Annotated in this window: 17 protein-coding genes; 13 read left to right on the top strand and 4 right to left on the bottom strand. The window is 70.7% G+C overall.

Going from position 1 to position 18,839, the window contains the following annotated elements; genetic code table 11:
* The first annotated feature begins 60 nt into the window (after positions 1-60).
* The 4 genes from ACT3SP_RS08335 (at position 61) to ACT3SP_RS08320 (ending at position 4,209) form a co-directional block, all read left to right on the top strand.
* Complete coding sequence (locus ACT3SP_RS08335) at positions 61-1,707, top strand: extracellular solute-binding protein (protein WP_444586805.1); 1,647 nt, start codon at positions 61-63, stop codon at positions 1,705-1,707.
* Positions 1,700-2,581: a glycosyl hydrolase family 32 gene (locus tag ACT3SP_RS08330; RefSeq protein WP_444586804.1), complete on the top strand. Its 882-nt coding sequence runs from the start codon at positions 1,700-1,702 to the stop codon at positions 2,579-2,581. Before ACT3SP_RS08335 ends, ACT3SP_RS08330 begins: the two co-directional genes overlap by 8 nt.
* Entirely contained in the window at positions 2,578-3,681 is a 1,104-nt protein-coding gene (locus tag ACT3SP_RS08325; protein ID WP_444586803.1) for a mandelate racemase/muconate lactonizing enzyme family protein, read from the top strand. The genes ACT3SP_RS08330 and ACT3SP_RS08325 overlap by 4 nt, the downstream gene beginning before the upstream one ends.
* Before the next feature lie 120 nt (positions 3,682-3,801).
* Positions 3,802-4,209 carry a GNAT family N-acetyltransferase gene (locus ACT3SP_RS08320; RefSeq protein ID WP_444586802.1) on the top strand — a complete coding sequence of 136 codons (408 nt, stop codon included), beginning with the start codon at positions 3,802-3,804 and terminating at the stop codon, positions 4,207-4,209.
* 13 nt (positions 4,210-4,222) lie between these two features.
* Here ACT3SP_RS08320 and ACT3SP_RS08315 read toward each other — a convergent pair whose 3' ends face one another.
* The gene (locus ACT3SP_RS08315; protein WP_444586801.1) at positions 4,223-5,365 is read right to left on the bottom strand and encodes a DUF4185 domain-containing protein; all 1,143 of its coding nucleotides are present in this window, start codon (positions 5,363-5,365) and stop codon (positions 4,223-4,225) included.
* Positions 5,366-5,508: 143 nt separating this feature from the next.
* Here ACT3SP_RS08315 and ACT3SP_RS08310 point away from each other — a divergent pair, with 143 nt between their 5' ends.
* From ACT3SP_RS08310 to ACT3SP_RS08290, 5 genes are all read left to right on the top strand, one after another.
* Entirely contained in the window at positions 5,509-6,435 is a 927-nt protein-coding gene (locus tag ACT3SP_RS08310) for a phosphotransferase (RefSeq protein WP_444586800.1), read from the top strand.
* Between the two features lie 245 nt (positions 6,436-6,680).
* On the top strand, positions 6,681-8,009 hold the full coding sequence (locus tag ACT3SP_RS08305) for an ABC transporter substrate-binding protein (RefSeq protein WP_444586799.1): 1,329 nt from the start codon (positions 6,681-6,683) through the stop codon (positions 8,007-8,009).
* Positions 8,006-8,953 (top strand): carbohydrate ABC transporter permease, encoded by a 948-nt coding sequence (locus tag ACT3SP_RS08300; protein ID WP_444586798.1) that lies wholly within the window; start codon positions 8,006-8,008, stop codon positions 8,951-8,953. The genes ACT3SP_RS08305 and ACT3SP_RS08300 overlap by 4 nt, the downstream gene beginning before the upstream one ends.
* Positions 8,950-9,774, top strand: a complete 825-nt coding sequence (locus ACT3SP_RS08295) for a carbohydrate ABC transporter permease (RefSeq protein WP_444586797.1) — start codon at positions 8,950-8,952, stop codon at positions 9,772-9,774. The genes ACT3SP_RS08300 and ACT3SP_RS08295 overlap by 4 nt, the downstream gene beginning before the upstream one ends.
* A gap of 77 nt (positions 9,775-9,851) precedes the next feature.
* On the top strand, positions 9,852-10,499 hold the full coding sequence (locus tag ACT3SP_RS08290) for a hypothetical protein (RefSeq protein ID WP_444586796.1): 648 nt from the start codon (positions 9,852-9,854) through the stop codon (positions 10,497-10,499).
* A gap of 4 nt (positions 10,500-10,503) precedes the next feature.
* Here the strand turns inward: ACT3SP_RS08290 and ACT3SP_RS08285 are convergent, their stop codons facing one another.
* The 3 genes from ACT3SP_RS08285 to ACT3SP_RS08275 are packed head-to-tail and all read right to left on the bottom strand — an operon-like array spanning position 10,504 to position 13,641.
* On the bottom strand, positions 10,504-11,376 hold the full coding sequence (locus ACT3SP_RS08285) for a carbohydrate ABC transporter permease (RefSeq protein WP_444586795.1): 873 nt from the start codon (positions 11,374-11,376) through the stop codon (positions 10,504-10,506).
* Positions 11,366-12,325 carry a carbohydrate ABC transporter permease gene (locus ACT3SP_RS08280; protein WP_444586794.1) on the bottom strand — a complete coding sequence of 320 codons (960 nt, stop codon included), beginning with the start codon at positions 12,323-12,325 and terminating at the stop codon, positions 11,366-11,368. The genes ACT3SP_RS08285 and ACT3SP_RS08280 overlap by 11 nt, the downstream gene beginning before the upstream one ends.
* Positions 12,322-13,641, bottom strand: coding sequence for an ABC transporter substrate-binding protein (locus tag ACT3SP_RS08275; protein ID WP_444586793.1), 1,320 nt, complete (start codon positions 13,639-13,641; stop codon positions 12,322-12,324). The genes ACT3SP_RS08280 and ACT3SP_RS08275 overlap by 4 nt, the downstream gene beginning before the upstream one ends.
* A 313-nt stretch (positions 13,642-13,954) precedes the next feature.
* Between ACT3SP_RS08275 and ACT3SP_RS08270 the strand changes: the two genes are divergently transcribed.
* The 4 genes from ACT3SP_RS08270 to ACT3SP_RS08255 all read left to right on the top strand — a co-directional run bounded on the left by ACT3SP_RS08270 (position 13,955) and on the right by ACT3SP_RS08255 (position 18,811).
* Positions 13,955-15,097, top strand: a complete 1,143-nt coding sequence (locus ACT3SP_RS08270; RefSeq protein WP_444586792.1) for a glycoside hydrolase family 172 protein — start codon at positions 13,955-13,957, stop codon at positions 15,095-15,097.
* A 33-nt stretch (positions 15,098-15,130) separates the two neighbouring features.
* Positions 15,131-16,780, top strand: coding sequence for a fucose isomerase (locus ACT3SP_RS08265; RefSeq protein ID WP_444586791.1), 1,650 nt, complete (start codon positions 15,131-15,133; stop codon positions 16,778-16,780).
* 68 nt (positions 16,781-16,848) lie between these two features.
* A complete protein-coding gene (locus ACT3SP_RS08260) occupies positions 16,849-17,868 on the top strand; it encodes a LacI family DNA-binding transcriptional regulator (protein ID WP_444586790.1) in 1,020 nt (339 codons plus the stop codon).
* Positions 17,869-17,926: 58 nt separating this feature from the next.
* Complete coding sequence (locus ACT3SP_RS08255) at positions 17,927-18,811, top strand: aldo/keto reductase (protein WP_444586789.1); 885 nt, start codon at positions 17,927-17,929, stop codon at positions 18,809-18,811.
* Positions 18,812-18,839 lie beyond the last annotated feature (28 nt).

Here is an 18,839-nt window from a genome sequence, read left to right as displayed (position 1 = left end):
GCAGCCCATCCCGCCCCGCAGCCCACCCCGCCACGCTGTGACCGTCTCGAGGAGGAGACCATGTCCCATCGTTTCACCCGCCGCTCCCTGATGGTCGCGGGCGGCATCGCCCCGCTCGCCGCGCTGTCCGCCTGCGCGGAGGACGCCCCCGGCAGCGGCGTCGCCATCGACAACGCCACCGGTCTCGAGCTGCCGAACCACACCCCGCCGCCCGAGGTCGACGGCGCGATCATCTCCGACGTGGAGGGCGTCCCGCCGGGCTACGAGAAGCTGCCCGCCGATCTGATCACCACCGTCCAGTCCCCGCCGGGGGACGGCAGCGTGCTCACCGAGTTCAAGATCACCTGGGACGCCCCGGCGCCGCCGCTCGAGGAGAACCTGTTCTGGCAGTCCTACAACGAGACCCTCGACGTGGACTACCGCCCGCAGATCGCCCCGGCGGCGAACTACGACGAGCGCCTGGCCACCCTGCTGGCCGGCGGCGACCTGCCGGACATCGTGCAGCTGCTGGACACCGCGCAGTCCGCGCGCGCCATCCGCGACGGGGCCTTCGCGGACCTCAGCCCGCTGCTGGCCGGCGACGCGATCGACCAATGGCCCAACCTCGCCACCATCCGCGAGGACCAGTGGCGCTACGTCGCCTACGACGGCAAGATCGTCGGCTTCCCGATCGACCTGCCCGCCTACAACAACGAGTTCCGCTACCGCCGCGACTGGGCGGAGGAGAACGGCTACCCGGACCCGCCTGCGAACGCGGAGGAGTTCAAGGAGCTGTTCGTCTCCTTCTCCAAGATGGGCGTGGACGGCCGCTACGGACTCTCCGACGCCCCCGGTGCCGCGATGGTCGCCGCGAGCGCCATGTTCGGGGTGCCGATCGGCTGGCGCCTCGAGAACGGCAGTCTCACCTACCACCAGGAGACCGAGGAGTTCGAGGCCGCGCTGCGGTTCATGACCGAGCTGTGGGAGGAGGGCGCCTTCCACCCCGACGCCCTCGCACTGGGATCGAACGTCGGCCAGACCCTGTCGATGATCCCCTCCGGGACCGTGGGACTGTCCTGGATCGCGACCGCGAACTGGTACACCCCCGGGGTCTACTACGACTCGCTGCAGGAGGAGCCCGAGGGCTGGACCGCCTTCGTCCCGCCGCAGCACGAGGGGGACGGCGCGGGTCTGTTCGGCCGCTCCACCGGGGTGTTCGCCCGGGTGGGGATCTCCGCCCAGGCCGCGGAGGACGAGGAGCGCCTGGGGATGCTGCTGGACTACTGCAACTACCTGCGCGCCCCCTTCGGCAGCGAGGAGCACTACTTCCTGCACCACGGCGCCGAGGGCGACTACTACACCCGCTACGGCGGCGGGGACCCGCAGCCGGTGGAGGGAGCGAACTTCGCGGCCGAGGCGAACCAGCTCACCTACGGGCTGTCCCCGGTGGTCTACGACTTCGCGGGCGCCGCGGACGCGATCGCCGTCAACGAGCAGTACGTGAACAACTCCGAGATGGACCCGTGCGCCGGACTGTTCTCCGACGCCGCGACCACGGCGCAGCCCCAGCTGGAAGAGCTGTTCGAGACGTACATCCACCAGATCATCGTCGGCAACCGGCCGCTGTCCGATCTGGAGACCTACCGCGAGCAGTGGCGCTCGCGCGGCGGTGACGACATGCGCTCGGAGTTCGAGGAGGCGCTGAAGGCCCGGGAGAACGGTGAGTGAGGTCGAGCTGGTCCCGGGGCAGAAGCGTCGACTGCTCGACGCCTCGCCCTCGGCGGAGGAGCCCTGGTACATCAATGACCACACGCTGATCCGGGCGGCCGACGGGCGCTGGCACGTCTTCGGCATCTGGCACCGGGAGCCGGCGGCGCCGCTGGACGAGACGCTCTTCCTCCATGCGAGCGCCGCGGACCTCACCGGTGCCCCGTGGACGATCCACGACCCGGTGCTGCCCGCCCGCTCCGAGCTCGGCGAGACCCATGTCTGGGCCCCGCACGTGATCCGTCACGAGGACCGCTACTGGATGTTCTACGCCGGGGGCACCAGGGATCACACCGCCTACCGGATGACGCTCGCGACCAGCGAGGACCTGGTCACCTGGACCCCGCACGAGCCGGTCCTGTTCGAGGACGGCTTCGACGCCCGCGATCCGATGGTGCTGCGCGAGGGCGGACGGTGGCTGCTGTACTACACGCGCACCTCCACCCCCGAGGGCGGCCGCCACCAGGTCGCGGTGCGCACCTCCGAGGACCTCGTGACCTGGTCCGCGCCGTCGGTCGCCTACGAGTCCGCCGAGTCCGGGACCGTCGGCGGTCCCACCGAGTCCCCCTTCGTGATCCGGGCGGGCGGAGGATTCGTGCTGTTCGTCTGCGAGTCCACCGAGTACGATCGCACCCTCGCCCGCTTCTCGCACGACCCGCTGCGCTTCGAGGACTCGGGCCGGATCGACGTGGATCTCGACGAGCACTGTGCCGAGATCGTCGCGGACGGCGTGAGCACCTGGATCACCGGCGGCGGCTGGGGTCGCGGCGGCCTGACGATCCGTCCCCTGACGATCCGATCACCGCAGATCCGACCTCCGGAGCCCCCCGCATGAGCAGTCCCGGCCCTGCCGCCCTCGGCGGCCATCGCCTCGAGTCGGTCACCGCCGTCGAGATCCGCAGCCGCTATCCGCGCACCATCGGGCGCAACGCCCGTCTGGGCAGCCACGGCGACGGCCCCACCGCCCGCGCCCTCACCGTGCGCACCTCCGAGGGCGCCACCGGGTGGGGCCTGGTCGAGGGGCCCGAGGTGGACCTGGACGCCTGCATCGGCCGCCCCCTGGACGAGCTGTTCGACCCGGGGACCGGCGTGCTCGATGCGGTCGCGCTCCCGCTGGACACGGCCTTGTACGACCTCGTCGCGCGCATCCTCGACCAGCCCGTGCACGAGATGCTCGGCGGGCACGGCACGGCGCCCGTGCCCTGCTACTCCGGCGCGATCTACTTCGACGACCTCGACCCGGCGGAGTCGCCCCGCGGCCTCGACGGCGTGCTCGCCGCCTGCGCCGAGGACCGGGCTGCCGGCTACCGCGGACTGAAGCTCAAGATCGGCCGCGGGAACCGCTGGATGCCCGCCGAGGAGGGCTTCCGCCGCGACGTCGAGGTGACCCGGGCCGTGCGCGCCGCGCACCCGGACCTGCGGCTGCTGGTCGACATGAACGACGGCTACGACCCCGCCCGCACGATCCGCTACCTCGAGGAGACCGCGGACTGCGACCTGTTCTGGATCGAGGAGCCCTTCGCCGAGCACGCCGCCGGGCTGCGGGAGGTGCGCGAGCACCGGGAGCGCACGGGCTCCGGCGTGCTGGTGGCCGACGGCGAGTTCGACCCCGACCTGCAGCAGGTGCTCGAGCTGGCGGGGCAGGGCCTGCTGGACGTGCTGCTCATGGACGTGCTCTCCTTCGGGATCACGGCCTGGCGCCGACTGATGCCGACCGTGCGCGAGCTCGGCGTCCTCGCCTCGCCGCATGCCTGGGGGCATCCGCTCAAGACTCTCTACGCCGCGCAGCTCGCCGCCGGGCTCGGCAACGTGCCCGTGGTCGAAGCGGTGCCCGGCACCACCGAGGGCGTCGACGCCTCGGCGTACTCGCTGCACGACGGCGCGATCGTGCTGCCGAGCGGCCCGGGGTTCGATCTCGCGCTGCGCGCCGGCTGAGGCTGCCGGGCCCCGGAGGCGCATCATGACAGCGCAGGGGAGGGCGCACCGGCCCGTCCGGTCCGGGTTTCCTCGCGAAAGGGTCGACGGGGGATCGATCGGCCCGGCACACTGGTGAGCATGGACACCAGGGAGCAGCCGTGCCTGGCCTGGCGCGAGGCGGTCACCGACGACGAGCTCTCCACGCTGCACGCCGCGGCCTTCGGGCACGAGTACGAGCTCGAGGCCTGGAACGAGCGGCTCGAGCGGCACTCCCTCGGCTGGGTCACGGCCCGGAGGGGCGAGGCGCTGATCGGCTTCTGCAACATCATCACCGACGGCGGCCGCCACGCCTTCCTGCTCGACACCGCCGTCCACCCCGAGCGTCAGGGCACCGGCATCGGCCGCGAGCTCGTGACCCGCGCGATCGAGGAGTGCCGGGCCGCTCCCGTGGAATGGCTCCACGTCGACTTCGAGGAGGACCTCGGGCCGTTCTACATGACCGAGGGGCTCTTCCGCCGGACCACGGCCGGCATCCTGCGGGTGTGAGGGCGCGCGGAGCTCAGGCGAGCCCGCGGATGCGGAACTGCTGGGTCCAGTAGGGCCAGTTCGGGCTGGTGGGGGTGCCGTCGTTGTACCACTGGCTGACCAGGATGTGGAGGTCCTCGAGCGTCGAGCCCGGCACGATGTAGCCGCCGTAGGGCTGGGCGATGCCTGTCTCGGTCTCGGCGCCCCAGGGCACCGTGTGCAGGAGCTGGTGGTGGGTGGCCTCGTGGAGGTTCGCCGTCGGCCCGTCGTGCAGGAGCACGTCCATCGTGCCCTCGCCGGCGTTGAACCAGGAGAGCACCCAGGTCCCGTCGACGATCCGCCAGCACATCTCCCCGAAGGAGCCCTCGAGCACGGGCGTGGGCGGGTTGCCCCAGGCCCACTCACCGTTCGCGAATCCCCAGGGCTCGTACGCGCTCGGGTCCAGGATCGCGCCGCCGGACACCCGGTGCAGGATGATCGGCTTGTCGCGCTGGAAGCCCGTGGTGAGCACGTAGACGTGATCGTCCTCGGGGTTGTAGGTCCAGGTGGCCTGCTGCAGGAGCCCGCCCTGCTCGGCGCCGCCGAACATCGTGGCGCCGTGCTGCCAGGTCTGCCCGGAGTCGGTCGAGGTCCAGATCTCGGTGTGGTCGACGTTGCCGAACCCGTGGTTCGCCATCAGCCACAGGTACATCGTGTCGCCGAGGGTGATCACGTCCCCGGGCAGCATCGTGGTCACGGGCAGGTCGTAGGGCACGAGATCGGCGGCGTAGTCCCCGCCGACGGCCTCGGTCCAGGCGACCTTGTCCGCGAGCGGCCGGTCCGGGTCGGCGTACAGGGCGATCGGCGCCCGGTGGTCTCCCTCCTCCGCGCGGGGAGCGTCGAAGGTGTCGCCGAAGACCGTGAGGATCCGGCCGTCGGGCGTGCGCACCGGGATCCCCAGGTCGGTGGCGTTCGCGCCCCAGCGGTCGGTCAGGCCGGGCCCGGTGACCTCGCCGAGGCGAGCCACGGAGGGGGCGGCCGACGCGCGGGCCGCGAGCGGCCCGGCCTGCAGCCCGACGGCGCCGAGGCCGGTCGCGGCGGCGGTCAGCCCGCCGAGCGCGAGGAAGGAGCCGCGGCTGATGCCGCCGGTCCCAGGGTGGGAGGGGTCGGGACGGGGGGAGTCGTGCGGGCTCACCATGATGGCCTCCGGTCGACGTCGGGAGCAGGTGGTCCTTCCACCTCATTCCGGTCCGCGGCTCCCGTCCATGGTCCTTTCGCACCGATTCCGTCCGGCGCACCGGGTCGAAAGTGCCGTCGAGCAGGACGTGACAGGCTGGTCCGATGACGCACCGACGCACCTGGGACGACTTCCCGCCCGCGCTGCGAGGACGGCTCGAGAGGCTGCTGGGCGGCTCGGTGGTGAGCACCCGCTCCTGCACGGGCGGCTTCTCCCCGAGCAGCGCCGAGGTGCTCACCGCCGCCTCGGGTCGCGAGCTGTTCGTCAAGGCCGTGCGGGACCTCGACAACCCCAGGTCACGAGACCTCAATCGTGCCGAGGCAAGGGTTCTCGCGTCCCTGCCCGCATCCGCCCCGGTCCCCGCCCTGGTGGACGCCTTCGCGCAGGGGGAGTGGTTCGTTCTGGTCACCGAGGTGGCTCGAGGTGCCCTGCCTGGTCAGCCGTGGACGCCCGCGCAGCTGGACAAGGCGCTCGATGCACTGGACGCCCTGCAGGCCGTGACCACGCCCTGTCCCCTCGACGGACTGCGCTCCGTGGTCGAGACCCTCGGGCCCGACATGCTGGGCTTCGAGCAGGTGGCCGCCGACCCGCCCGAGGACCTGGACCCGTGGATCCGGGAGCGGCTGGACGCGCTGCGCGCCGCCGCGAAGCGGGGGATCGAGGCGCTCGACGGGGACACGCTCTGCCACGCCGACGTGCGGGCGGACAACATGCTCCTGGCGGACGACGGGACGGTGCGCTTCGTGGACTGGGCCTGGGCCTCGCGCGGCAGCCGCGTCGCCGATGCGCTGCAGCTGCTCTCCTCCGTCGAGGACCCCGGCGGCTCCCTCGGGGTGAATGCGCGGGTCGACGCCGTGCTGGCAGCTCACGACCTGCCGCGACAGGTGGGCACCGACGTGTTCGCGGGCGTGCTGGGCTTCTTCGTCGACGCCGCTCGGTGGCCGCACGAGCCCTCGCTGCCCTTCCTGCTGCCGCATCGACGCGCACGTCGCGATTCCCTGCTGCCGCTGGTGCGCGAGCGCTGGGACTGAAGCCTGTCGCCGCGCCGGAGCAGGCCGACCCTGATGGACTCCACGGCGGACTCCGCGGCGGCGGATCCGACGGCCGCTCCGCACGCCGTGACGGGTCCGGCCCCTGGCAGTTCGCCGACGAGTGTGGGACGATGAGAAAACGATTACGCACGGCATGATCCCTCCACACTGCAGTGGCGGTGGCGCCCCCGGTCGTCCGGACATCGAGGAGAGCAATCGTTGACTGCGACAACGAAGGAGTTCCGATGAGCACCACGCCTCCGTCCAGCACGGCACCTCTCCGTCGGCGGTCCGTCCTCCAGGCGGGCTCCCTCGCCGCGCTCGTCCCCACCCTCGGTGCGCTGTCCGCCTGCGGCGGGAACGGTGAGGGCGATGCGGGCGACGGCACCGGAGAGCTGACCCTGATCTACATGGGGGACGCGACGCAGCAGGAGACCTTCCAGGCGCTCTTCGACGAGTTCCAGGACCACCACCCGGACATCACCCTGAAGGCGAACGGCATCGCCGCCGGGGACTGGGCGACGTTCGGCAACACCGTCTCGACCCGCATCGCGGGCGGCGAGAAGGCGGACATCATCTCGGTGGCGACCGAGGGACAGCGGCTGATGTCCTCCAAAGGGCTGTTCGAACCGCTGGACGAGCTGATCTCACGCGACAGCGACGTGACCGAGGAGTTCTACGAGAAGGTCTCACCCCGGCTGGGGGAGTGGCTCGACACCTACGGCTCGCCGGACGGCAGCACGTACTTCATCCCCGGCGGGTACAACACCGTGGTCATGTACGCCAACCGGGAGGTCTTCGACGCCGCCGGGGTCGAGCTGCCGGACACAGACTGGACGTGGGACGAGTTCCGCTCCATCGCCGAGACGGTGAAGGAGGAGACCGGCGCCTTCCTCACCACGGCCGGTGCGGGTTTCCCCTTCGGACAGATCCTGCCCTGGCTGTTCACCAACGGTGCGAGCACGCTCAGCGAGGACTGGGCCACCGCGACCTTCGACAGCCCGGAGGCGATCGAGGCGGCGGAGTTCGTCAAGGCGCTGGTCGACGACGAGCTCGTGCCCCAGCCAGGCGGCGAGTTCGACGGAGCGACCCAGTACGAGCGGGGATCCCTCGCCACGCTCACGGGCGGGCGGTACACCCTGCCGGACGTCCGCCGGCTCGAGATGGTCGACCAGACCAGGATCCTGAACTTCCCGCACAACGCCGGGCCCGGCACCCCCGTCGGCTGGGACGGCTGGGCCGTCTTCAAGTCCTCGCAGAACAAGGAGGCCGCCTGGACGTTCCTGAAGTGGCTGATGTCCGTCGAGGCCTCCGAGTTCTACGCGGAGCAGGGCGGCACCAACGTCCCCGTGCGCGAGGACGTGGCCGCCAGCAGCTCCTTCCTCGACGACGCTCCGGAGGGGACCGAGCTCATCGCGACCGCGATCGAGGTCGGCACCCCGGTGCCCAGCCCCGACCAGCAGGCCCAGGTGGACACCGAGGTCAACAAGGGCTGGGAGGCCGCCATCCTCGGCAATCAGCCGGTCGAGGAGGCGCTGGGCTCGGCGAACGCGGCGATCCAGGAACTGCTGTGAGCGCTGCCGTCGCCACGGGGCTCGGGTCCTCCGGTCGACCCGGGACCCCGTCCCGTCCTGCACCGGCCCGTCGCGGGGACCGGCTGGCAGGGCTGATCTTCCTCGGCCCGGCGATGCTCCTGTTCGCCGTCTTCGTCCTCGGGCCCTTCGTCGTCGCCATCGGGCTCAGCCTGTTCCGATGGGACATGCTCACCCCGCCGGAGTTCATCGGCCTGGAGAACCTCGTCGCCCTCGCGACCGACGCGAGCTTCTACAACGCGCTGCGGAACACCTTCGCGTTCTCCCTCGCCTCGATGATCTCCCACCTGGTCGCGGGCTTCGTCCTCGCGCTCGCGGTCAACCGGCTGCGCAGCCGGATCGCGTCCTACTTCGTGCGCACCTCGCTGTTCTTCCCCTTCGTGATCTCCTGGGCGGCGGTCGCCCTGCTGTGGCGCTACGTCCTGGATCCGACGTTCGGGATGGGCACCTACTATCTCGAACGTCTCGGGATCTCGACCCCGAACTGGTTCACGGACCCGCAGTGGGCCCTTCCGGCCATCATCGGGATCGACTGGTGGCACACCGTCGGCTTCACCTTCGTGATCATGCTCGCCGGACTGCAGACCGTGCCGGACCAGCTGCACGAGGCGGCTCGCATCGACGGGGCGAACGCCTGGCAGCGGATGTGGAACGTGACCATCCCGATGATGTCGCCGACGATCTTCTTCGCCAGCGTCATCACGTTCATCGGGGCCTTCCAGATCTTCGACCCGATCCAGATCATCACCCCGAACGGAGGGCCGGACGAGTCCACCCTCTCGATCGTCATGTACCTCTACCAGCAGGGCTTCCAGGCCTTCCAGGCCGGATACGCCTCCGCCGTCGCGCTCGTCGTCTTCGTCATCATGGCGCTGGTGACGGCGCTGCAGTTCTGGGTCTCGCGGAAGTGGGTGCACGATCGATGAGGGCTCGACGATTCGGCACCTGGATCCTCACGACGGTCCTGGTGGTCTTCGGCGCCATCATGCTCGCTCCGCTGGTATGGCTCATGAGCGAGAGCTTCACGCAGGAGAGATCCGCGTTCTACCTGCCGCCGTCCTGGATCCCGCGCGACGTCACCACGGAGAACTTCACGGCCATGGCGGAGCTGATCCCCTTCGGCCGCATGTTCCTCAACAGCGTGGTCGTCTCGGTGACCGCGACCGTCGGTGCTCTGCTGGTCAGCGTGATGGCCGCCTATGCCTTCTCCCGTCTGCGCTTCAGGGGCCGGGACCGCCTGTTCGCGCTCATGCTCGCCGCACTCATGGTGCCGATGCAGATGACGGTGATCCCGGTCTTCTTCCTCATGCGGAACCTCGGACTGGTCGACACCCTGGGCTCGCTCATCCTGCCGGCGCTGATCAACGTCTTCGCGATCTTCTTCTTCCGGCAGTACTTCGCCTCGATCCCGCGAGAGCTCGACGAGGCGGCGACCCTCGACGGCGCGGGGCACGGGTGGATCCTCTTCCGCATGCTGGTCCCGCTGTCGGGGCCCGCGATCGCGGCGATGACGATCCTGATCTTCGAAGCCACCTGGAACAACTACTTCGGGCCCCTGATCTTCATCCGCACGGAGGAGCACATGACCCTGCCGCTCGGGCTGGTCACCCTCCAGGCGGGTCAGAGCGGCTCGAGCGTGGTCGTCTTCGCGGCGATCACCGCGGTGGTGGTGCCGGCCCTCGTGGTGTTCCTGCTCTTCCAGCGGGCGTTCATCGCGAGCGTCGCCACGGCGGGAGTGCGCGGGTGACCTCCGGCGGGACCCGCCTCGTGACCCGGGCGGCCGGCCGGCGCAGCTCAGCGCGCCAGGGAACGATCCTGCGGCGCGTGTGGACCTCGCCCTGGCGGCACCTGCCCTCGCTCGCGGCGGCGGGAGCCGCGACCGCGCTGACCCTGGCCACCGCCCTGTGGATCACCGGCGGGATCCGTGTGCCCACGCCGCTGCTCGCGGCCCTGCTGTGCGGTCCGACGCTGCTGCCCCTGTTCTCCGTCGTGCAGGACGCGCTCGTGCACGACGACACCGAGCTGCGGCTCTACGCGCGGGCGCTGCGAGGCTCCGCCCTGCGCGGCACGGCCCACGCGCTGACGGTCGGCCTGTGCTTGAGCGCGCTGCTCGCGGCGCTCGAGGTGCACGCTCGCACCGGCAGCGATGCGGTGGTCGTCTCGCTCGCGCTCGCGGCGAGCGGCTCGGTGCTCACCGCCGTCGGTCTCCTCGCCCTCCTTCCGCTCGCGGTCGCACGCCCGGGGCTGCGCGGAGTGCGGCTGTGGATCACGGCGTGGCATCTGCTGGGGCGGTGGCCTGTCAGGTTCCTCGCCCCCGCGGTGGTGTGCGTCCTCGCCGCCTGGGCGGGGACGGCTCTCCACTCCTCGCTGATCCTGCTGCTGCCCGTCCCGGTCGCCCTCATGGCCGGCGCCGCCTACTGGTGCTGCGCCCTCGACCTCGGCGCCGAGGACCTCTCCTCGGACGCGGGCTGACGGACTACTTCAGTCCGGAGGTCTTGATCGAGGCGACGATCTGCTTCTGGAAGACGAAGAAGATCGCGAGCGTCGGCAGGGCTGCGACGGTCGAGGCGGCGAGGATGTAGTTCCAGTCCGCGGCGTACTGCTGCTGGAAGGTCTGGATGCCGAGCTGGACCACGCGCAGCTTCGGATCCGAGGTCACCGTCATCGGCCACACGAAGGAGTTCCAGTTCGCGAGGAAGAAGAACACCGCCAGCGCCGACAGGATGGGCCTGGACAGCGGCAGCACGATGCGCCAGTAGATGGTCCAGTACGAGGCCCCGTCGACCAGGGCGGCCTCCTCCAGCTCGTCCGGCAGCGAGATGTAGAACTGCCGCAGCAGGAAGATGCCGAAGGCGTTGAAGATCGCCGGGACGATGAGCCCGGCGTAGTTGTCCACCATGCCCAGGGTGCGCACGATGATGAACGTCGGGATGATGGTCACCGGAGCGCTGACCAGCATCGTCGCGAAGATCGCGAGGAAGATCCGTTCGCGGCCGGGGAAATCGAGCCGCGCGAGCGCGTAGGCCGCCATCGAGTGGAACCACAGGGCGAGGACGGTGACCGCGGCGGAGATGAAGAAGCTGTTGAACAGATACCGGGCGAAGGGCACCTGGGAGAACACGTAGACGTAGTTCTCGAGCGTCACCGTCGAGGGGATGAGGGAGGGGGAGTTGACCTCCTCGGGGGTCTTCACCGACCCCATCACCATCCAGACCAGGGGGAAGACGGTCAGCAGTGCCAGCACGACACCGATGGCCAGGAGGATCCAGCGACCGGGGCGGCGCCGACGCCGAGGCCGCAGCGGGGCGGTGCCGGCAGGTGCGGCGGGAGCAGTGGTCTCAGTCGTCATGGGTGAACCGTCCTCCTCGGGTCACGACGAACATCGCCGCGGAGATGATCAGCAGCGCCGCGACCAGCACGGAGCCGATGGCGGCCGCGTAGCCCAGGTCGCCGAACAGGAAGGCCTGCTGGTAGATGTAGAAGATCAGCAGCGAGGTGGAGTTCGCCGGGCCGCCGCTGGTCAGCACGAAGATCATGTCCAGACCGCCGGTGACCACTGCGATCATCGAGGTCAGCAGCACGAAGAAGCTGGTGGGAGCCAGCAGCGGGAGGGTGATCCGGCGGAACCGGGCCCAGGGGCCGGCCCCGTCGATGCGGGCCGCCTCGTACAGCTCGCCGGGGATGTCCTGCAGCCCGGCCAGGAAGATGATCATGTAGTAGCCCATCTGCAGCCAGATGGTCACGACGATCACGGTCCCCAGGGCGTACCGCGGGTCGCCGAGGAACGAGATGCCGTCCACCCGGATCCACGACAGCACCGCCGCGATCACGCCGGTGCGATCGGTCAGCATGAACTGCCAGACCATCGAGACGACGACGATCGAGACCACGTACGGCATGAACAGGGCGCTGCGGATCCAGCCGACGGCAGGGAACTTCTGCTGCACGAGCAGCGCGAGTCCCAGCCCGGTGACGAAGATCAGGGGGACCAGCACCACGAGATAGACGAGCGTGACACGGGCGCTGTTCCAGAACTGCGGGTCCTGGGCCATGCGCACGTAGTTGTCGACGCCGATGAAGTCGAAGTTCCCGAAGCCGTCGATCCAGAAGAAGCCCAGGACCACGGACAGCACCATCGGCAGGGCGACGAAGACGAGCAGTCCGAGGGCGTCGGGCGCCAGGAACAGCATCGCCGCCCGGGTCTCCCGTCGCCGTCGGCCGAGGGATCTGGGAGCGGCGCCCGGGTTCCGTGCGGGCGCCGGCCCGGGGACGGTCGTCGTGGTGGCCTGCGTGCTCATATCAGGCTCCCTCCTCGGTAGGTCTCCAGGTATCCCTCGAGAGAGGTCTGTGCTCGCTCGGTCTCCTCCGCGGGATCCGCGCCGGCCAGCTGGACGGCCTGCAGGGCATCGGAGACGGCCTTGTAGACCACCGGCGGGAAGCGGGGCTCGGCACGTCCGGTGGGGAGGATGTCCTCCCGGAACACCCGGTAGCGCTCGTCCGCGAAGGCGTCCTCGGCGTCGAGGACCTCGTCGACCGAGGCGCGGGCGGGCATGTTGCCCTTGATCGTGGGGCTGTTCCAGGCCGCGTGGTGGGCGACGGACTGCTCGTCCATGCTGCCCAGGACGCTGACGACGAACCTGGCCGCCGCGTCCGGGTCGGTCCCGCGGGAATTGACGCACCAGGCCCACCCGCCGAGAGCGGTCACCTGCTCCCCGCCCGGGGGCGGGGGGAGCGGCATCACGCCGAAGCTCTTGTCCGGGGCGTTGAGCAGCAGGTTCTGGACGTCCCACACGCCCGTCTGCCAGAAGGCCGCGAACTCGGAGGTGAAGGCGCCGACGATGTCCCCGTTGGCGGGGCGCGTCCGGGGTGTGGCGCCGTCGGCGATCGCGCGGCCGAACAGGTCCAGGGCCGCTCTGGGGCCGTCGGCGTCGAAGACCGGGGTCTGGGTGCTCGGGTCGATGACGTCGCCGCCGGTCTGCCAGAGCCAGGGGTAGAAGGTGAAGTTCTGGTAGTAGCCGGGGTCCACGTCCAGCACGAGGCCGGTCTGGTTCCCCTCGCTGAGCTGCCCACCGAGGTCGAGGAGCTGTTCCCAGTCCGCGGGGAGGTCGCCCTCGGAGAGCCCGGCGGCCTCGAGGAGGTCCGGATCGTAGAACAGCGCCAGCGGCTCCTGCTCCATCGGGAGGCCGTAGATCCCCTCGCCGTCGCGGCGGGTGGCCAGCGCCTGCGGGAAGTAGTCGTCGATCGCCTCCTGCTCCATGTAGGGCGCGAGGTCCTCGAGAACCCCGCCGTTGGCGTAGCGCAGGTAGTCGCCGGGGGAGATGAGGAAGATGTCCGGCCCGTCGCCCGAGGCGAAGGCGACCGGCATGCGCTGGTTCATCTGGTCGCCGGTCATGTACACGGGCTCGATCTGACGCCGGTTGGCGGAGTTCCACCGGTCGATCGCGGTCGCGAACCACTCGGACTGGGCCACGAGGTTCGGATCCTGCTGCGGTGCCGGGCTGTAGAAGTTCCAGAAGCTCAGCGGAGCGTCGTCGCTCCTACCGCCGCCGCACGAGCTCAGCAGGCCGGCGCCGACGGCGGCCGCGGAGCCTCCCAGGAGAAGGCGCCGGGACACCGTGGAGGAGGGTGGGGGTCGGTGTGGTCGCAGCCGCAAGGCGGAGCCTCCTGAGGGACACGTCGATGTGTGAACGGTGGCTAGTAATCGTTTCCTCCGAACCGTAGGCGTCCCGCTCCGTCCCGTCAACGGCCCCCGCGAAGTCCGGGACCGCCCTGTCTTGTCCCTGCCTGTCATCGGTGATCGACCGGTGATTGACGGCGCGCATCCTCGGCATTATCGTGTGAGTAAACGTTTTCGCACCGTTGCGACCGTCCGGGGCTCCGGCCTCGCCGCCGGCGCCGGTGACCACCACGACTCCGGGAGTGCTTCCGTGACCCGTCCCGCCATCCCCTCCCGCACCCCTGCCGGCCTCGCCGCGCTGCGGCCCGTGCGGACCCGCTCCATCAGTCCCGAGAACGTCGACGGCAGTCCGGGCGGCGGCGGCCGCGCCACCGAGGGCACCGGCGCCCGCGAGGCCCGCGACCTCGGTCAGGGCTGGAAGGTCTCGCCCAGCGTCGACGTGAAGGCGGGGGAGACCTTCACCCTGGCGGACATCGACTCCGCCGGCGTGATCACCCACGTCTGGATCACCACCCACACCGACCACTGGCGCCAGCTGGTGCTGCGCGCCTACTGGGACGGCGCCGAGGAGCCCGCTGTCGAGGTGCCCTACGGGGACTTCTTCGCCAACGGCTGGGGCGTGTTCGCGCAGGTCGACTCCCAGATGGTCTCCGCGAACCCGCACGGCGGCTTCAACTCCTACTGGCCGATGCCCTTCCGCGAGGGCGCCCGTCTCACCCTCGAGAACACCTCCGACCAGGATGCGCGTGTCTACTACCAGGTGACCTACGAGCTCGGCGGCGACCACAGCGAGGACGCCTACTTCCATGCCCAGTGGCGGCGCTCGAACCCGCTGGACGAGGCCGCGCCGCACGTGCTGCTCGAGGGCGTCGAGGGCCAGGGCCAGTACGTGGGCACCTACCTCGCCTGGGGCGTGAACTCCAACGGCTGGTGGGGCGAGGGCGAGATCAAGTTCTACATGGACGACGACGATCCCGAGGCGGGCTTCCCCACGATCGTCGGCACGGGCACCGAGGACTACTTCGGCGGGGCCTGGAACTTCGACGTCCCCGGGCAGGGGTACACCGCCTTCTCCACCCCGTACCTGGGGATGCCGCAGGTGATCCGGCCCGACGGTCTCTACGTCGCCCAGCAGCGCTTCGGCATGTACCGCTGGCACGTCGCCGACCCGATCCACTTCACCACCGGTCTGCCGCGCGTGGACATCCAGGCGCTGGGCTGGAAGAGCGCCGGCCGCTACCTGCCGCTGCGCGACGACATCGCCTCCACCGCGCTGTTCTACCTCGACCGCCCCGCCACGACGCGGCCCGCGCCGCCGAGCTACGACGCGATGGAGATCCATCTCGGCACCGGTCCCGGCCCGCACAGTCCTGTCGGCCCCGCCCGCGCCTGACCCTGCCCCCGTCACCTCCGAGGGAGACTCCTCATGACCACCACCTACCAGCACCCGTCCGTCCGCGAGGAGCTCCCGGCCCCGGAGCGCACGGCGTTCCTCGTCCCCAGCGGCGACCTCCGGGAGAGTGCGAACGTCCCGGCCTGGCCGTTCCAGCAGGAGCTCGAACGCATCGTCGGCGAGGCCGTCGGCGCCGCCGGCTGGAGCGTGCGGCGCGCCTTCGAGGCCGATCCCGAGTACGGGCACGGCTTCATCCGCTCCCAGCGCATGGGCATCGAGGTCTTCAAGGACATCCCGCCGGACGCCCCGCTGATCGTCGCGACCGCGAACTGGCAGTACAGCCATCATGTCCTCGCCGGACTGCGCACCCATCGCGGCCCGATCCTCACCGTCGCCAACTTCGCCCCCGAATGGCCGGGCCTGGTGGGGCTGCTGAACCTCAACGGCGGACTGACCAAGATGGGGCGCGAGTACTCCACGCTGTGGACCGTCGACGGCACCGACGAGTGGTTCCGCGAGGGCATCGCCACCTGGATCGCGACCGGCCGGCTCGAGCACGACGACAGCCACGTGCGCCCCCTGCCCGCCCTCCCCTCGACCGCCGAGGTCGAGCTGGGCCGGGACCTCGCCGATCAGCTGATGCAGGACAAGGCCATCATCGGCATCTTCGACGAGGGCTGCATGGGGATGTACAACGCGATCATCGACGACGAGATGCTGAACCCTCTGGGCATCTACAAGGAGCGCCTCAGCCAGTCCGCGCTGTGGGCCGAGATGCAGACCGTCCCCGACGAGGAGGCCGACGCGATCGGCGCCTGGCTGACCGAGGCCGGCATGACCTTCCGCCTCGGCACCGACGAGGCCACCGAGCTCACCGAGACGCAGCTGCGCTGGCAGCACAAGATGTACGTCGCCGCGCTGCGGATCAGCGACGACTTCGGACTGGACGCCGTGGGGATCCAGTACCAGCAGGGGATGAAGGACGTCTGCCCCGCCTCGGACCTCGTCGAGGGCCTGCTCAACAACGTCCGGCGCCCCCCGGTCACCAGCCGCGACGGCTCGCGCGTGCTCTGGGAGGACCAGGCGCTGCCGAACTTCAACGAGGTCGACGAGGGCGTCGCGGTCGACGCCCTGGTCACCCACCGGGTCTGGAACGCGATGGGCATGGATCCCGCCACCACGCTGCATGACGTGCGCTGGGGGGAGGAGTACGACGGCGAGTACGTGTGGGTCTACGAGATCTCCGGCTCCGTCCCGCCCAGCCATCTCCCGAACGGGTACGCCGACGCCGAGGGCTGGCGCCAGGGTCCGGAGTTCTTCCCGGCCGGCGGCTCGACCATCAACGGGGTCTCCAAACCGGGCGAGATCGTCTGGTCCCGCGTCTACGTCCAGGACGAGGCGCTGCACGTGGACCTCGGACGCGGCAGCGTCGTCGAGCTGCCCGAGGAGGAGACCCGTCGGCGCAAGGAGGCCACCAATCCCGAGTGGCCGATCGCGCACGTGGTCCTGCACGGCGTGAGCCGCGACCAGTTCATGGGACGGCACAAGGCCAACCATGCCCAGCTCGTCTACGCTGAGGACGCGGAGTCGGCCGATCGGGCGCTGACCGCCAAGGCGGCCCTGTTCCACCGCCTGGGGGTGTGGGTGCACCTGTGCGGCGACGCCGTCATCGTCGGGTCCTGAGCGGGCCGGGGAAGCGGACCGGGGACGGCACGGAACGAGGAGCAGCGGATGGCAGGCACGAGCCGGTGGTGACGCCCAGGCCCACGATCATGGACGTCGCGCGCACCGCGGGCGTCTCCTCGGCGACCGTCTCGCGCGTCATCAACGGCGCGACCACGGTCGACAAGGAGCTCAGCCGGCGGGTCCAGGCCGCGGTCAAGGACACCGGCTACGTCCCCAACGCGCTGGGCCGCTCGCTGCGCCGCGGCGGCACCTCCCAGATCGCCGTGGTCGCACCCGACGCCGAGAACCCGTACTTCACGCAGATCATCAGCCAGGTGGAGCGGATCGCGCGGGAGAGGAACCACTCGGTGACCGTCGCCCACACCGAGGATCAGCTCGCGCTCGAGCAGGAGTGCTTCGCGCAGCTGGTCAGCCGGCACGTCTCGGGGGTGCTGCTGGTCCCGGTCGACAGCGTCCGCACCGATCTGGGGCCGCTCACCGAGGCGGGGATCCCGGTGGTGCTCGTGGACCGTGGGGTCGACGGCGCCCCGACCGACGTGGTCGCCACCGACAATCTCGACGCGGGCCGACAGGCCGCCCACCACCTGTACGAGCGCGGGTTCCGCTTCCCCGTGGTGGTCGCCGGTCCCCCCGACCTGCGCACCACCGAGGACCGCGCCACCGGCTTCCTGGCCGCCTGGCGCGGGCTCGGCGTCGGGGTGGGCGAGTCGGCTCTGCTGCGCGGCGACCTGCACGTGGAGTCCGGCCGTGCTCTGGCGCAGCAGCTGCTGGCCGCCGGCGACGCCGACTGCCTCTACGTCACCAACAACCGCATGTCCGCCGGGGCCTTCGAGGCGCTGCGCGGGGCGGAGGACGCCCCTGCCCTGCTGGCCACCGACGACGACCTGTGGACGCGGCTGGTCACCCCCTCGGTCTCGGTGGTCCACCAGCCGGTGCGCGCCACCAGCCGGGCCGCCGCCCGCATGCTCGGCCAGCGGATGGCCAGTCCCGACGAGGAGCCCTCGACCACCCTGCTGCGCTCCCGGATCATCGAGAGGGAGTCGACCATGCCCCGCGATCGCGGAGTGCGACGCCCCTCGGCGTGAGGCCTGAGGCATGGGGCGCGAGGCATGGGGCGTGAGGCGTGAGGCATAAGGTGGGTGCATGAGTGCACCCACCCGTCATATCGGTTCCCTGTCCGTCTCCGCCCTGGGCCTGGGCGCCATGCCGCTGTCCATGGGACGCGGGGAGCCCGCCCCGCCCGAGCGGGCCTCGGCCACCGTCCACGCCGCCCTCGACGCCGGCGTGACCCTGCTCGACACCGCGGACATCTACGCCCCGAGCTGGGACACCATGGGGCACAACGAGAAGCTCGTGGCCGAGGCGCTGCGCACCTGGGACGGTGACCGCTCCTCCGTCGTCGTGGCCACCAAGGGCGGCATCACCCGCACCGCCGAGGGCGGCGGCCGCGACGGCTCCGCCGGCTACCTCCGCGCCGCCCTCGAGAAGTCCCTTGCGAACCTCGAGGTCGACGCGGTGGATCTCTACTACTGGCACCGTCCGGATCGCAGCATCCGCTACGCCGAGGGTGTCGAGGCGCTCGCGGCGCTGCAGCAGGAGGGCCTGATCCGGGAGGTCGGCATCTCCAACGCCAACGTCGAGGAGATCGACGTGGCCCGCGACGTGCTCGGCGAGGGAGGCCTCGCCGCGGTGCAGAACGAGTTCTCGCCGACCTTCTTCCACACCAGCCGGGGCGAGCTGGCGCACTGCGCCGAGCACGGCATCGCCTTCGTGCCGTGGTCGCCGCTGGGCGGCACCGGCGGGGGCGCGAGCGCGGTGGGGGAGAGGTTCCCGCAGATCCAGCGCATCGCCGACGCCCACGATGCCAGCCCTCAGCAGGTGGTGCTGGCCTGGGAGCTCGCCCTCGGCGAGCACGTGATCCCGATCCCGGGCGCGAGCCGGCCCGCCTCGATCACCGACTCCGCGGGCGCCATGGGCCTCTCCCTGAGCGACGCCGAGCGCGAGGAGCTCGACGCGATCATCGCCTGACCCGCGCGAGCGCCCGGAGGGGCGAGGG

This window comes from Brachybacterium sp. AOP43-C2-M15, from assembly GCF_052446295.1.
In the GTDB taxonomy this organism is placed as follows: domain Bacteria; phylum Actinomycetota; class Actinomycetes; order Actinomycetales; family Dermabacteraceae; genus Brachybacterium.
The sequence above is the reverse complement of the archived record's forward strand: the minus strand, read 5'-3'. Positions and strand labels throughout refer to the sequence as shown.

Coding starts and splice junctions, on each gene's coding strand:
- ACT3SP_RS08335 (WP_444586805.1), top strand. CDS start 61: ATGTCCCATCGTTTCACCCGCCGCTCCCTGATGGTCGCGGGCGGCATC.
- ACT3SP_RS08325 (WP_444586803.1), top strand. CDS start 2,578: ATGAGCAGTCCCGGCCCTGCCGCCCTCGGCGGCCATCGCCTCGAGTCG.
- ACT3SP_RS08320 (WP_444586802.1), top strand. CDS start 3,802: ATGGACACCAGGGAGCAGCCGTGCCTGGCCTGGCGCGAGGCGGTCACC.
- ACT3SP_RS08315 (WP_444586801.1), bottom strand. CDS start 5,365: ATGGTGAGCCCGCACGACTCCCCCCGTCCCGACCCCTCCCACCCTGGG.
- ACT3SP_RS08310 (WP_444586800.1), top strand. CDS start 5,509: ATGACGCACCGACGCACCTGGGACGACTTCCCGCCCGCGCTGCGAGGA.
- ACT3SP_RS08305 (WP_444586799.1), top strand. CDS start 6,681: ATGAGCACCACGCCTCCGTCCAGCACGGCACCTCTCCGTCGGCGGTCC.
- ACT3SP_RS08295 (WP_444586797.1), top strand. CDS start 8,950: ATGAGGGCTCGACGATTCGGCACCTGGATCCTCACGACGGTCCTGGTG.
- ACT3SP_RS08285 (WP_444586795.1), bottom strand. CDS start 11,376: ATGACGACTGAGACCACTGCTCCCGCCGCACCTGCCGGCACCGCCCCG.
- ACT3SP_RS08280 (WP_444586794.1), bottom strand. CDS start 12,325: ATGAGCACGCAGGCCACCACGACGACCGTCCCCGGGCCGGCGCCCGCA.
- ACT3SP_RS08265 (WP_444586791.1), top strand. CDS start 15,131: ATGACCACCACCTACCAGCACCCGTCCGTCCGCGAGGAGCTCCCGGCC.
- ACT3SP_RS08255 (WP_444586789.1), top strand. CDS start 17,927: ATGAGTGCACCCACCCGTCATATCGGTTCCCTGTCCGTCTCCGCCCTG.